The organism is Phycicoccus flavus, from assembly GCF_004025965.2.
Lineage (GTDB): Bacteria > Actinomycetota > Actinomycetes > Actinomycetales > Dermatophilaceae > Phycicoccus > Phycicoccus flavus.
The window spans coordinates 58,477-71,518 of the sequence record NZ_SAYU02000004.1; the positions used below are offsets into that span (position 1 = coordinate 58,477).

Here is a 13,042-nt window from a genome sequence, read left to right on the forward strand (position 1 = left end):
CGTCGTCACCACCACGCGGGGTCCAGCTTGCCCTCGATGCTCCGCAGATGGCGCCGGCTGCAGTCGGGGCAGGTCCACGACTCCCGGCCCCGCTCGACCGCCCTGCTCCAGGTGAGCCGGGCCCGGGCGAGCGCGTCCTCGCCCGACGGCGTGGCGCCGCACGACGCGCACGTCGGTGCGGCGCTCCCCTCCCCTCCCGCCGTCACGGTCGGGACGTCGCCCCGGCCTCGGCCTTGGCGGCCGCCTTCGCGGCCTTCTTGAACTCGCGGACCTTCTGCAGCGAGTCGGCGTCGACGACGTCGGCCACCGAGCGGAACGAGCCGGGCTCGGCGTAGGCGCCGCACGCCTCCTGCCAGCCCTCCGGCCGGACCCCGAGCTGCTTGCCAAGCAGCGCGGCGAAGATCCGCGCCTTCTGGTCCCCGAAGCCGGGCAGCGCCTTGAGGCGTCGCACGAGCTCGCGGCCGTCCTCGGCCGTGGTCCAGATGCGGCTGGCGTCCCCGCCGTACTCGTCGCGGACGACCGTCGCGAGCGACTGCACCCGCCCGGCCATCGAGCGGCCGTAGCGGTGGATGGCCGGCGGGGTCGCGCAGAGGTCGGCGAACGCCTCGGGCTCGGCGTCGGCGAGCGCGGCGGGCTCGAGGGTGCCGAACCGCTCGAGGATCTTCGCGGGTCCGGCGAAGGCGCGTTCCATCGGGAACTGCTGGTCCAGCAGCATCCCGGTCAGCAGGCCGAACGGGTCGGTGCTCAGCACCTCGTCGGCGGCGGGGTCCTGGGCGATCGTCAGCGCGGCCACGGGACCAGGGTAGCCACGAGGTCCGCGGCGACCGCGCGCCAGAAGTCCCGGGCGCGCAGCTCCGGCGCGGGCGCCGGAGCGGGCACCGCCCCCGACGCGGGGCCGGGGGCGGTGCGGGTGGCGGTGTCGCTGCCGGTCCTCATCGGACGACGGCGTGGACGACCGCGCGCATCTGCTCTCGGTTCGCGGCCTCGCGCGCGCGGCGCTGCGTCTCGTGGACGCGGCGCTCGTGCACGACGCGGCGGACCTGCTGCATCCGTCGGTGGTACATGTCGTTCTCCTGTCGGTGCTGTCCGTGCGGTGTCGGTCACGTCGCGGTCAGGCCGCGACGTCGGTCTTGCGGGGGCGGCCCCGGGGCCGCTTGCGGGCGACGGTGACGCCCTGGACGAAGAGCTCTCCGCCCCAGACGCCCCACGGCTCGCGCCGGTCGAGCGCACCCGCGAGGCAGGTCTCCCGGACCGGGCAGGTGCGGCACAGGGCCTTGGCGAACTCGACGCCGTCGGGGGTGTCGGCGAACCACACCTCGGCGTCGTTCTCTCGGCACGGGATGCCCTCGCCGTCGGCGACGGACGTCTCGTGCAGGTCGAGAAGGTCGGTCAGCTGCATCGGGATGTCACCTCCTTGATGGGCGCGCCGGGTGTGGCGCTCGGTCGATCCGTCGCGCCCGGTGAGGCACGAGGTATGGGGTGGGCGGTCGCGGTCGCAGCCGCGCGGCTCGCTCCTGGTCGTCATCGCTTCGGTCCTCGCGTGTCGTCGTGACGGGTGGTGTGGGTGGGGTTCGTGGGAGATCCGGACACGAGAAAGGCCGCGGATCCCGGTGGGATCCGCGGCCTCGAGGTGGTGGCTACCTGTCGTCTAGACGGGTGGCCCCTCGAGGCGGGGGTACGCGGATCCGGTGGCCGGGGCGTCGACACCGGCGACGTCGGCCGTGGCGCCGACAAGGCCGGCGATGCGCTCACGCATCGGCACGAGGCCGACGACGGGCACACTGCGCCCCTGGACCTGGGCGAAGAGATCGCCCGAGTGAGCGGTGTTGGACCCGTACCAGGCGTCGCACGTCACGCGGGCAGCGGTCATCGCCGCGGCGGTCTTCGTCGTGGTCTCCATCGGGGTCCCTCCTCACTCGGTCTCGCTCGGCCGCGTCCCCGGACGGGGCACGCGAGGTGTCTGCGGTGAGACTGTATTGCGCCGCTGGATCGGCGGGCAATGCATTTGCCGGGACCACCCGGGGCGTCGGTGCCGCAGCCCGGTGTGTTCGACTGCGCGTCAGCCGGATTCGGCGTCAGAAAATTCTTCGACGATTCCCAGGACGGCGGGTCCGAAGCGCTCGAGCTTGGCCGGCCCGACCCCTGTGATCCGGGAGAGCTCGCCGGTGTCGGCCGGTACCCGCTCGGCGATGGCCTCGAGGGTCGCGTCGGTGAAGACGACGTACGCGGGGACGGCGTTCTCCTTCGCGGTCTCGAGCCGCCACTCGCGCAGCGCCTCGAAGAGCCGCTCGTCCCGCGACGGCGGACAGGTGGTGCAGCGCCCGACGGTGCGCTCCTTGGCCGTCGCGAGGTCGCGGCCGCAGACGCGGCACGTCGAGCGGGTCGGCGTGCGGGCGGCGGCCTCCTTCCGGCGGCGCTTGGGGATGCTGCGGGCGGCCGCGCCGAGGACTGACCCGGTGCCGTCGAGGAAGCGCGAGGGGCGCCGGGTGGCCTTGGCGCCGGGCGTGCGCGAGCGGGCGTAGGACAGGACGAGACGGTCGCGGGCGCGGGTGACGCCGACGTAGAGGAGCCGCCGCTCCTCCTCGATCTCCTCGGGCGTCTCGGCCATCGTGATGGGCAGCAGCCCGTCGGAGCAGCCGACGAGGAAGACGGTGTCCCACTCCAGGCCCTTCGCGGCGTGCAGCGAGGCCAGGGTGACGCCCTGCACCGTCGGGGCGTGCTGGGCGGCCGCCCGCTCGTCGAGCTCGCGGACGAACCCGGGCAGCCGGGCCTCCGGGTCCGCGGCGGAGACGTCGTCGGCCAGGGCGGCGAGCGCCGCGAGGGACTCCCACCGCTCGCGCGCCGCTCCCCCGGACGTCGGCGGCTCCCGCGTCCACCCGGCGCCGAGCAGGACGTCGCGCACGAGGTCGGGCAGCGGCACCTCGCCGTCGTCGGTCCGCGCGCCGCCGCGCAGGAGGAGCACGGCGTCGCGGACCTCCTTGCGGGAGAAGAAGCGCTCGCCGCCGCGGACGAGATAGGGGACGCCGCGCTGGGCGAGGGCCGACTCCAGCAGCTCGCTCTGGCCGTTGGTGCGGAACAGCACCGCGATCTCGGCCGGCGAGTGCCCGTCGGCGACGAGGCCGGCGATGCGGGTGGCGACCTGCTCGGCCTCGGCGGGGTCGTCGTCGGCGACGACGAGCTCGGGGTCGACGCCCGCCCCGCGCTGGGCCCGCAGCTCGACCGACCCCGAGCGACGGCCGCCGCCGGGCATCGAGAGGACGAGGTTGGCCAGGCCGACCACCTGCGGGGTGGAGCGGTAGTTGCGGACGAGCTCGACGACCCGCGCCTGCGGGTGCCGGCCGCGGAAGGCCAGCAGGTGCCGGGGCGAGGCGCCGGTGAAGGAGTAGATGGTCTGGGCCGGGTCGCCGACGACGCACACGTCGTCGCGGTCCCCGAGCCACTGGTCGAGCAGCGTCTGCTGGAGCCGGTTGACGTCCTGGTACTCGTCGACGACGAAGTGGCGGTACTGCCCCCGGACGACCCGGGCGACCTCGACGTGCTCGGCGAGGATGCCGGACATGAGCAGCAGCACGTCCTCGAAGTCGATGACGCCGCGCTCGGTCTTGACCTCCTCGTAGGTCGCGACGACCCGGGCCATCGCGATGGCGTCGAGCCCGGCCGGGGGCTCGCGGCGCTGCGCGCGGGCGGCCGTGGCGTAGGTGTCGGCGGTGAGCATCGAGACCTTGGCCCACTCGATCTCGGCGGCGAGGTCGCGCACCGCCGGGGAGTCCAGCCGCAGCCGGAGCCGGCCGCCGGCCTCCGCCACCGCACCCGCCTTGTGCGGCATGACCTCGGGGGCGGCCCCGCCGACGGCCTGCGGCCAGAAGTAGTGCAGCTGGCGCAGGGCGGCGGCGTGGAAGGTGCGGGCCTGCACCCCGCCGACGCCGAGGTCGCGCAGCCGGGTGCGCATCTCGCCGGCGGCGCGGGCGGTGAAGGTCACCGCGAGCACCCGCTGGGGCTGGTAGACGCCGGACAGGACGCCGTAGGCGATGCGGTGGGTGATGGCCCGGGTCTTGCCGGTGCCGGCGCCGGCGAGCACGCACATCGGGCCGCGGGGGTGGGCCGCGACCTCGCGCTGCTCGGGGTCGAGGGCGTCGAGGACGGCGTCGGCTCCGGGGTGCACGGGCAGGCTCGTCATCGTGTCCCGATCCTAGGTGTCCCCGGCGACACCCGGTCGGCCGGGAAGAGCCGGCCGGGCGGCGGCGTTGACCGCGCCATGAGCACCCCCGCCGCCGGAACCCTGACGATGTACACGACGTCGTGGTGCGGCTTCTGCCGCCGCCTGAAGACCCAGCTGGACCGGGAGGGCGTCGAGTACCGCGAGGTCGACATCGACCGGGTCGACGGCGCCGCGTCGTTCGTGGAGTCGGTGAACGGCGGCAACCGCACGGTGCCGACCGTCGTCTTCCCGGACGGGTCCACGGCGACGAACCCGTCCGCGGGCGAGGTCGTCGACCGGCTCGGCTAGTCCGGACGCCTCAGCGCATCGACACCGTCTCGGGGGCCTGGATCGGTCCCCCGTACCAGTGCTCGACGAGCCGCCGGGCGATCGACACCGACCCCGGGATGTGCACGGAGCCGTCGGCGATGGCGGCGAGGAGCTCCTCCCGGCTGAACCAGCGGGCCGCGGCGATCTCGTCGTCCTGCAGGCGCAGGTCGGTGCCGCGGGCCCGGGCGGTGAAGCCGACCATGAGCGAGGACGGGAAGGGCCAGGGCTGGTCGCCGAGGTAGACGACGTCCTCGACCTCGACGCCGACCTCCTCGCCGACCTCCCGGGCGACCGCCGCGGCCAGGGTCTCGCCCGGCTCGACGAAGCCCGCGAGCACCGACATGCCGCCGCTGCGGAAGCCGCGTCCGTTCGCCAGCAGCAGGCGGTCGGCGTCGTCGACGACGGACATGATGACGGCGACGTCGGTGCGCGGGTAGTGCTCGCTGCCGTCGACGGTGCAGCGGCGCACCCACCCCGCGTGCACCGGCACGGTGGGGCTGCCGCAGCGGGGGCAGAACTCGTGGGTGCGGTGCCAGTTGGCCAGGGCCAGGGTCGTCGCGAACAGCGAGGCCCCCAGCGGGTCGAGGTGGGCGCCGACCTGGCGCAGCGTGTCCAGACCGGCGTCGTCATCGCCCGCGGGGTCGTCGACGACGCCGACGTGCTGGCGGCCCTCGGCCTCCCCGAGGTAGAAGGCGAGCCGGGAGGCGTCGTCCGGGCGGGGCGCCCCGAGCCCGACGCGGGCGTCGGCGCCGTCACGGGTGACCCGTGCGGCGTCGCCGTGCAGGCGCAGCACCGCGGTGGCGGGGTCGGCGAGGAGCCGGGGCAGCAGGTCGACGGTGCGCAGGTCCGAGCGGCGGTCGAGCGCCGGGATGGTCAGCGACACCGCGGGAAGAGATCGCTCGGCACGGGCCACGGCTCCCAGCCTACGGCGGCCCCGCGGCATACCGTGGGGGAGTGGACCGCAGCCCCGCCTTCCTCGCGGCGCTCGCCAGCGCCGCGGTCCCCGGGCTGGACCCGGTGAGCGTCGAGGCGCTGCCGAGCCTGCCCGGCCAGTCCTTCGACGTCGCGTTCGTCGAGGACGCCGAGCACCGGCGCTGGGTGGTGCGCGCGCCCCGCTCCGACGTCGCCGGTGCCGAGATGGACCGCGCGGTCGGGCTGCTCGGGCTGCTGGCCCGGCGGCTGCCGTTCGCCGTCCCCGTCCCGCGCGGGTTCGTCCAGCTGGAGGAGGGCGGCCGCGCGGCGGTCTACCCCTACCTGCCGGGCGACCCGCTCGAGCTCTCCGAGCTGCCGGCCGGTCGCGGTCTCGCCGTCGGGCTCGGGCAGGCGCTGGCGGCGCTGCACAACATCGACCCGGCGCTGTTCGAGGAGGCCGGGATGCCGACGTACGACGCCGACGCCTACCGCACCCGACGTCTCGCCGAGCTGGACCGCGCCGCCGAGACCGGCCGGGTGCCGACCAGCCTGCTCACCCGCTGGGAGACCGCGCTGGAGGACGTCACCCTGTGGCGGTTCGCGACGACGCCGGTGCACGGCGACCTCACCGGCGACCAGGTGCTCGCCGTCTTCCGCGACCAGCGCGACGCCGCGACCGGCACGGTCAAGGGGCTCACCGGGTGGGAGGACGCGAAGGTCGCCGACCCCGCCGACGACTTCCGGGCGCTGGTGTCCGAGGCGCCGCTGCAGACCGTCGAGACCGTCCTCGAGGCGTACGCGCACCACCGGGTCGAGCGCCCGGACGCCAACCTCCTCGTCCGGGCCCGGCTGGGGGCCGAGCTCGGGCTGCTGGCCCGGCTCATGGACGCCCTGGCCCGCAAGGACCCGGCCGCGGTCGAGGTCCTCGCCACCCAGCTGCGCCGCCTCGACGACGAGGTGCACGTCGACGACGGCAGCGACGACTACCGCCGCACCTCACTGGCGCCGGCGACGGTCCGCGACCGGCAGAAGCCGCCGCCGCAGCTCGTCGTCGACGACGATGACGACGACGTGCTCCCCGAGGTCGAGGACGAGGTCGACGGCCCGGACGAGGTCAGCGCGGACGAGCGGCGGACAGGACTCGGCTGATCCCCGCGAGGTCGGGCAGGTCGGGGCGGACGGTCTCCCCGGTGGCGGCGTGGAAGAACGCCCCCTGCACCCGCTCGGGGTCCACCCCGCGCAGCCGGGCCCAGGCCAGCCGGTAGGCGCCGAGCTGCAGGGCCCGGGCCCGCGCCCGCTCCCCCGTCGCGGGAGGTCCGGTCTTCCAGTCGACGACGGTCCACACCGTCTCGCCCTGCGCGTCGAGGTCCTCGAACACGGCGTCGATGCGGCCGCGCACGGCGATGCCGTCGACGACGGTCTCGACGCTCGTCTCGACCTCGACCGGGGTGCGGCCCGCCCACTCCGAGGCGAGGAAGGCCTCGCGGAGGCGGGACACGTCCTCGTCGCCGCCGTCGTCGTCGGCCGAGCCGGGCAGCGCGTCGAGGTCGACGATGGCCGCCCTCGCGTAGTGCTCCTCGACCCAGGCGTGGAAGGCCGTGCCGCGGCGGGCGGCGAGCGCCGGCGGCCGGGGCACCGGGCGGCGCAGGTCGAGGGCGAAGGCGTCCGGGTCCTCGGCGAGGGCGACGAGGGCCGAGGTGGACAGGTGCGGAGGCAGCGCGACCTCGGCCCCGCCGTCCCGGCGGCCGGCGCGCTCGGCGAGGAGCATCGTCAGCTCGGCGTCCCAGGGCCCCGGCCGGCGGGGCCCACCGTCGTCGTCCGGTGCACCGGTGTCGTCGCGGTCGGCCCGCGCCGCGGCCTCGGCGACGGCGCGCGCCGGGGCCAGCAGCCGCTCCCGGCGCTCGACGTGCTCGGCCGTCGGCCAGGTCACCGCAGCGGTCCCGGCCGTCCGGGGGTTCTGCGGCGCGGGGTCCTGCACCGGCGGCATCGGCGCCCACGGTCCCGGGGCGAGGGACGCTCCGGCGGCCGAGCGCACCTCCTCGAGGAAGCGCGAGGTGATGCGCGGGGTCGAGGCCGTGCCCCACACGTGCGCCGTGAGCAGCAGGTCCCGGCGGGCCCGGGTGAGCGCCACGTAGGCGAGGCGGCGCTCCTCGGCGACGCCGTGCTCGGCCGCGGCGGCGGTGAACCGGTCGTGGGCCTCGGCGGCGGTCTCCCAGTCGAGCCCGTCGGACCAGCCGAAGCGGGGCAGGCCGTCGCGGTCGCCGCGCAGGTCGTAGGGCAGGGTGGCCAGACCCACGAGCCAGGCCCTGTCGCGGGGCGCGGAGTGCCCCCACTCCTCCTCACCAGCGCTGGAGCGGGTGGCCGAGTGCGCGGGGAAGGCGGACTCCACGAGCCCGGGGACCGCGACGACGTCCCACTCCAGCCCCTTGGCGGCGTGCACCGTCATCACCTGGACGGCGTCCGGGCGGGCCTCGACCCAGCCGAGGTCGAGACCGCGCTCCTCGTCGACCGCGGCCTCGAGCCAGGCCAGGAAGCCACCGAGCGTGGCCCGGTCGGCGCTGGCGGCGAAGGTGGCGGCGACGTCGGCGAAGGCGTCGAGGTGGGCGCGGGCGGCCCCGGGGGTGTACCCGGGCCGGGCGAGCACCTCGATGTCGAGGCCGAGGGCGACCTCGGCCTCGGCGACGAGCTCGGGGAGGCCGAGTCCGCCGAGGGCCCGCAGCCGGCGGACGGTGGCGCCCAGGCCGTGCAGCCGCTCCAGGGCGGGCGCCGACAGCCGCTGGCCGTCCCGGCCGGTCCAGTCCGGCGCGGGCAGCGCGTCGAGGGCCTCGACGATGCTCACCGTGTCGCTGGCGTCGGGGGCGAGGTCGGCGCCGCGCGGCGGGCGGCGGCCCGGTCCGCTGACCCGCGCCCACTCGCCGAGGCCGTCGAGGTCGGCGGCGCCGAGCCGGCAGGAGGGGCCGGTGAGCAGCCGCATGAGCCGGTCCCCGCGCATCGGGTCGGCGACGACGTGGAGCAGCGCGACGAGGTCGGCGACCTCCGGGGTGTGCAGCAGCCCGCCGAGGCCGACGACCTCGTAGGGGACGCCCGCGGCCTCGAGGGCCTCGACGACGGGGTCGAACTGCGAGCGCTTGCGGCAGAGGACGGCGGCGGTCCGGCGGCCCGGCCGCTCGCGCCGGGCGGCGAGCCACTGCACGACGTGCCGCGCCTCGTCCTCGAGGGTGTCGAGCCGGGCGACCGCCACGTGCCCCGGGCCGGCGCCTGGGCGTTCCGCGAGCGGGCGGACCTGCACCCGGGTGGTGGCGGCCAGCGGCCCGGCGACGACGTTGGCGGCGGCGAGGACGGCGCGGTCGTTGCGCCAGCTCGTCGACAGCGGCAGGACGCGGGCGGGCTCGGGGTCGACGAAGTCGGAGCGGAAGCGGTCCAGCGTCGTCGACGACGCACCGCGCCAGCCGTAGATGGACTGGTGCGGGTCGCCGACCGCGGTGACCGTCACGGGCTCGCCGGGGGCGACGAAGAGGGCCCGCAGCAGCTGGAGCTGGGCCTCGGAGGTGTCCTGGAACTCGTCGAGGAAGACCGCCCGGAACCGCGCCCGCTCGGCGGCGCCGACCGCGGGAACGGTGGTGGCGAGCCGGGCGGCGAACGCCATCCGGTCGGCGAAGTCCATGGCGTCGCGGGAGCGCTTGAGGTCGTGGTACGCCGCGACGAGCGGGACCACGGCCGCGCGCTGGCGCAGGACCTGCACCGTGTCGCGCATGGGGTTGGTGCGCTTGCGCGAGCCGTCCGGCCTCGTCAGCGCGTCCAGGGTCTCGACGACCTCGGCGAGGTGGGCGGCGACGTCGGCGGGCTCGACGAGGTGCTCGGCCATCTCCCCGGCGAGGTCGACGACGGCCGTGGTCACCGTGGACTCGGCCTTGTCGACGGCGTCCATCGGCCCGTCCCAGGCGACGACGGCGTCGTGCGCGAACTGCCAGGCCGCGGCCTCGGTGAGGAGCCGGCTCTCGGGCTCGACCCCGAGGCGCAGGCCGTGCTCGCGGACGATGCGCCCGGCGTAGGCGTGGTACGTGGACACGGTGGGGGTGTCGTCGAGCACCGCCGCGCCGGACTCGTCCTCGGGCTGCCAGAGCCCGGCCTCGCGGAGGGTGGCGAGCCGGGCCGCGAGCCGCTCGGAGAGCTCGCCGGCGGCCTTGCGGGTGAAGGTGAGCCCGAGCACCTCGTCCGGGCGGACCAGGCCGTTGGCGACGAGCCAGACGACCCGGGCCGCCATCGTCTCGGTCTTGCCGGAACCGGCGCCGGCGACGACGAGCAGGGGCCGCAGCGGCGCCTCGATGACGGCGGTCTGCTCGGGGGTGGGGGCGTGCGGCTGGTCCAGCGCACGGGCGAGGTCGGCCGCGGACCAGCGCAGGCCGGCGGGCGTCCGGGTCGGGGTGAGGGTCACAGCCGCCTCCCCTCGGGGCGGGCCGGACAGGAGTCCTTGACCTGGCAGGTGCCGCACACCTCGCGCGAGGGCGTGGCGACGAAGGCCGCGGCGGCCATGCCGTCGGCCGTGCGCTCGAGGAGGTCGCGGGCCCAGCCGGGGTCCTCGGGGTCCTTCGCCAGCGGCGGCTGGACCTGGAGGGTGGTGCGGGAGTTCGCGGCCTTGCCGAGCTGGAGCAGCGCGGCACCGCCGGACCCGGTGCCGTGCGCGGCGAACGCGCCGTCGTCGACCGCCAGCTGGTAGGCGCCGAGCTGGCCGTGGCGGGCGAGCTCGTCCGTGGTCGGCTTGCGCGAGCCGGTCTTGAGGTCGACGACGCGCACCGTGCCGTGCGGGCCGACCTCGATCCGGTCGACGGTGCCCGCGACGACGGCCCGGCCGAGGGCCACCCGCATCCGCTCCTCGGACCCGGCCCGGCGCCACCCGGCCGCGCTCGCCTCGCGGTGGTAGGTGGCGAGCCGCTCGGTCATCGCCGTGGCCCGGGCGAGGTCGCGGCGGGACAGCCAGCCCGGCGGCAGGCCGAGCCGGCCCCAGCGCGCCTCGAGCTCGGCGGCGTAGGCCGGCGCGTCGACGTCGCCGAGGTCGTGGGCGACCTCGTGGACGAGGGTGCCGATGTCCTGGGCGCCCATCGACGGACCGTCGCCGCCGCTGGCGCGCAGCAGCCACTGCAGCCCGCACTGCCCGAAGCGGTCGACCATCGACGGCGACACCGTCACCGCCACCCCGTCGGCGCGGCGCGGCCGGTCGTCGGTCGTCGCGCGCAGCGCCCACCAGCGGGCGGGGTCGGCGCCCGGAACGCCCGCCCGGGCGAGCCGGCCGAGGGTCGTGACCGCCGCGCCGCGGACCGCCGGGTCGGGGTCGAGGACCGACCGGCGCAGCTCGGCGACGAGGCCGGTGAGGGTCAGCGGGCGCGGGACGTCGGTGAAGGGCCGGGCCTCGCTGCGGGGGTCGACGACGTCGAGGTAGGGAGAGGGCTGCTCGTCCTCGCTGCGGACGGCGGTGACGACGAGCCGGTGGCGCGCCCGGGTGACGGCGACGTGGAACATCCGGGTCTCGTCGTGCGCCACCTGGGCCCGGGCGGCGCGCGGGCCGAGGTCGCGGCCGGCGACGACGTCGACGAGGTCGGCGGACCCGAGCAGCGAGCCGCGCAGCCGCAGGTCCGGCCACACGCCCTCCTGGACGCCGGCGACGACGACGAGGTCCCACTCGCGTCCGGCGGCGGCCGCCGGGGTGAGCAGGGTGACCGACTCCCCGGTGGGAGCACGGTCGGCGAGGGTGTCGCCGGCGACGTCCTGGCCGAGCAGGTGGTCGAGGAAGTCGGCGGGCCGGGCGCCGGGCAGCCGGTCGACGAAGCGGGCGGCGGCGTCGAACAGGCCGAGGACGGCGTCGAGGTCGCGGTCGGCCCGCGAGCCGGCGGACCCGCCGGCCAGGGCGGCCTCGCGCCACGGCCCGGACAGGCCGGACGCGCTCCACATGGCCCACAGCACCTCCTCGACGCCCTCGCCCTCGCGCAGCGCTGTGAGCGCCGCCGCGAGGACGCGGTGCACACGGCGGGCGGGGTGGGCCTCGGGGCCGACGTGGTCGAGGGCGGCGGGGGTGAGGACGGCCTCGGCGAGGAGGGCGTCGCTGGTGCGCCCGCCCCCGGCGTCGAGCTCGAGGCGTCGCAGGGACCGGCGCAGGCGACGCAGCCCGACGGCGTCGGCGCCGCCGAGCGGGGAGCCGAGGACGTCGACGACGACCTCGGGGTCGAGGGCCTCCGCCCCCGCGGCGACGTCGAGGGCGCAGCGCAGGAGCGCGAGCAGGGGCCGGACGGCGACCTCGTCGCGCACCGGCACGTCGGTGTCGGACGCGGCCAAGGGCACCCCGGAGGTCCGCAGCACCCGGCGCAGGGTGGCGGTGCGCGCGCCGCCGCGGACGACGACGGCCATCCGCGACCACGGGACGCCGTGCAGCAGGTGGGACTCGCGCAGCAGGCCGGCGACGAAGGCGGACTCCTGGGCCGCGGTGCGCAGCAGGTGCGCCTCGACCTGCGCCGGCCCGGCGGACACCGGGTCCGGGGACCGGTGGGCGACGCCCCCGACGACGCCGACGTGCCCGACCACCCGGGCCGCCGCGGCGGCCAGGGCCCCGCCGGACCGGTGCCCGCAGCGCAGGACGTGCTGCTCGGCGTCGGGCCAGGCCCGGAGGAAGAGGCGGGGGTCGGCGCCGCGGAAGGTCTGGGTGGCGGCGTCGGGGTCGCCGGCGAGCAGCAGCGGGACGGCGCCGCCGCCGGTGACGACGGCCAGCAGGCGCTGGGCCGCGGGGGTGAGCTCCTGGGCGTCGTCGACGACGACGAGCCGCAGCCGTGCGCGCAGCCGGTCGAGGGCGTCGGGGTCCTCCTCGAGCAGGTCGGCGGCGGCGGTGAGGATGGTCGAGGGGTCCCAGGCCCCGGGGGCGGCCAGCGCCGTGACGTCCTCGTACTCGCCCAGGACGACCGCCGCCGCGCACCACTCGGGCCGGTCGTGCGCCCGGCCGAGGGCGTCGAGGTCGCCGGGGTGCAGCCCGAGCTCGAGGGCGCGCATGAGCAGGTCACGCAGCTCGGAGCGGAACCCGCGGGTGGGCAGCGCGAGGTGCACGGACGCGGGCCACGGCGGTGCGGGGGTCTGACCGCTCTCGTGGCCGGCGAGGAGCTCGCGCAGGACGACGTCCTGCTCCGGCCCGCCGAGCAGCCGGGGGGCGGGGTCGCCCGCGAGCGCCGCCGCCTCGCGCAGCAGGCCGAAGCCGAAGGACTGGTGGCTGCGGGCCAGCGGGGTGGTCGTCGTGCCGCCGAGCCGCGCCGTGACGACGTCGCGCAGGCGGGCGGCGGCGACGCGGGTGGGTGCGAGCAGCAGGCAGGCGTCCGCCGGCGCTCCCTCGTGGACGGTGCGCACGACCCGCTCGACGGCCACCGTGCTCGTCCCCGTGCCGGGCGCGCCGAGGACCCGGACGACGGGTGCGCCGGCGGCGACGGCGGCCCACTGGGCCGGGTCGAGGTCCGGGGCGGCCGTCGTCGCGGTCTCGGGGCGACGCAGGACCAGCACGTCAGCGATTGCACCACGCGGGTCCGACAGGCCCCGCCCACCCGCCCGGCGTGCCGGTCGGTCCCTTCCGCC

12 protein-coding genes are annotated in these 13,042 nt (G+C 77.0%); 2 read left to right on the forward strand and 10 right to left on the reverse strand.

The genetic code is table 11. The annotated features are described in order from the left end of the window. Nucleotides 1–5: 5 nt before the first annotated feature. The 7 genes from EPD83_RS02430 to EPD83_RS02455 all read right to left on the reverse strand — a co-directional run bounded on the left by EPD83_RS02430 (nt 6) and on the right by EPD83_RS02455 (nt 4,177). Nucleotides 6–206, reverse strand: coding sequence for a hypothetical protein (locus EPD83_RS02430; RefSeq protein ID WP_128367496.1), 201 nt, complete (start codon nt 204–206; stop codon nt 6–8). Beyond that, nucleotides 203–793, reverse strand: a complete 591-nt coding sequence (locus tag EPD83_RS02435) for an HhH-GPD-type base excision DNA repair protein (RefSeq protein ID WP_165566165.1) — start codon at nt 791–793, stop codon at nt 203–205. The genes EPD83_RS02430 and EPD83_RS02435 overlap by 4 nt, the downstream gene beginning before the upstream one ends. Beyond that, nucleotides 781–936 carry a hypothetical protein gene (locus tag EPD83_RS02440; protein ID WP_164896868.1) on the reverse strand — a complete coding sequence of 52 codons (156 nt, stop codon included), beginning with the start codon at nt 934–936 and terminating at the stop codon, nt 781–783. The genes EPD83_RS02435 and EPD83_RS02440 overlap by 13 nt, the downstream gene beginning before the upstream one ends. Then, the gene (locus EPD83_RS20835) at nt 933–1,064 is read right to left on the reverse strand and encodes a hypothetical protein (RefSeq protein WP_268951186.1); all 132 of its coding nucleotides are present in this window, start codon (nt 1,062–1,064) and stop codon (nt 933–935) included. Before EPD83_RS20835 ends, EPD83_RS02440 begins: the two co-directional genes overlap by 4 nt. 47 nt (nt 1,065–1,111) lie before the next feature. Further along, complete coding sequence (locus tag EPD83_RS02445) at nt 1,112–1,399, reverse strand: WhiB family transcriptional regulator (RefSeq protein ID WP_128368595.1); 288 nt, start codon at nt 1,397–1,399, stop codon at nt 1,112–1,114. A 249-nt stretch (nt 1,400–1,648) separates the two neighbouring features. Continuing rightward, nucleotides 1,649–1,900, reverse strand: coding sequence for a hypothetical protein (locus EPD83_RS02450; protein ID WP_128368594.1), 252 nt, complete (start codon nt 1,898–1,900; stop codon nt 1,649–1,651). Between the two features lie 159 nt (nt 1,901–2,059). Next, entirely contained in the window at nt 2,060–4,177 is a 2,118-nt protein-coding gene (locus EPD83_RS02455) for an ATP-dependent DNA helicase UvrD2 (protein ID WP_128366877.1), read from the reverse strand. Nucleotides 4,178–4,255: 78 nt separating this feature from the next. On the opposite strand from EPD83_RS02455, the gene EPD83_RS02460 reads away from it, so the two are divergent. Next, on the forward strand, nt 4,256–4,507 hold the full coding sequence (locus tag EPD83_RS02460; protein WP_128366876.1) for a mycoredoxin: 252 nt from the start codon (nt 4,256–4,258) through the stop codon (nt 4,505–4,507). A gap of 10 nt (nt 4,508–4,517) precedes the next feature. Here EPD83_RS02460 and nudC read toward each other — a convergent pair whose 3' ends face one another. Further along, nucleotides 4,518–5,441: an NAD(+) diphosphatase gene (gene nudC, locus EPD83_RS02465; RefSeq protein ID WP_235950300.1), complete on the reverse strand. Its 924-nt coding sequence runs from the start codon at nt 5,439–5,441 to the stop codon at nt 4,518–4,520. A 41-nt stretch (nt 5,442–5,482) separates the two neighbouring features. On the opposite strand from nudC, the gene EPD83_RS02470 reads away from it, so the two are divergent. Then, nucleotides 5,483–6,589, forward strand: coding sequence for a phosphotransferase (locus tag EPD83_RS02470; RefSeq protein WP_128366874.1), 1,107 nt, complete (start codon nt 5,483–5,485; stop codon nt 6,587–6,589). Here EPD83_RS02470 and EPD83_RS02475 read toward each other — a convergent pair. Together EPD83_RS02475 and EPD83_RS02480 are read right to left on the reverse strand one after the other, a co-directional pair. Continuing rightward, nucleotides 6,555–9,875: an ATP-dependent helicase gene (locus tag EPD83_RS02475; RefSeq protein ID WP_165566166.1), complete on the reverse strand. Its 3,321-nt coding sequence runs from the start codon at nt 9,873–9,875 to the stop codon at nt 6,555–6,557. The two genes, EPD83_RS02470 and EPD83_RS02475, sit on opposite strands and share 35 nt — an antisense overlap. Continuing rightward, on the reverse strand, nt 9,872–12,970 hold the full coding sequence (locus tag EPD83_RS02480; protein ID WP_128366275.1) for an ATP-dependent helicase: 3,099 nt from the start codon (nt 12,968–12,970) through the stop codon (nt 9,872–9,874). Before EPD83_RS02480 ends, EPD83_RS02475 begins: the two co-directional genes overlap by 4 nt. Nucleotides 12,971–13,042: the final 72 nt, after the last annotated feature.

Bases quoted from the DNA above. Each gene is read 5' to 3' on its own strand.
- EPD83_RS02440 (WP_164896868.1), bottom strand. From the start codon at position 936: ATGAGGACCGGCAGCGACACCGCCACCCGCACCGCCCCCGGCCCCGCG.
- EPD83_RS20835 (WP_268951186.1), bottom strand. From the start codon at position 1,064: ATGTACCACCGACGGATGCAGCAGGTCCGCCGCGTCGTGCACGAGCGC.
- EPD83_RS02445 (WP_128368595.1), bottom strand. From the start codon at position 1,399: ATGCAGCTGACCGACCTTCTCGACCTGCACGAGACGTCCGTCGCCGAC.
- EPD83_RS02450 (WP_128368594.1), bottom strand. From the start codon at position 1,900: ATGGAGACCACGACGAAGACCGCCGCGGCGATGACCGCTGCCCGCGTG.
- EPD83_RS02455 (WP_128366877.1), bottom strand. From the start codon at position 4,177: ATGACGAGCCTGCCCGTGCACCCCGGAGCCGACGCCGTCCTCGACGCC.
- EPD83_RS02460 (WP_128366876.1), top strand. From the start codon at position 4,256: ATGAGCACCCCCGCCGCCGGAACCCTGACGATGTACACGACGTCGTGG.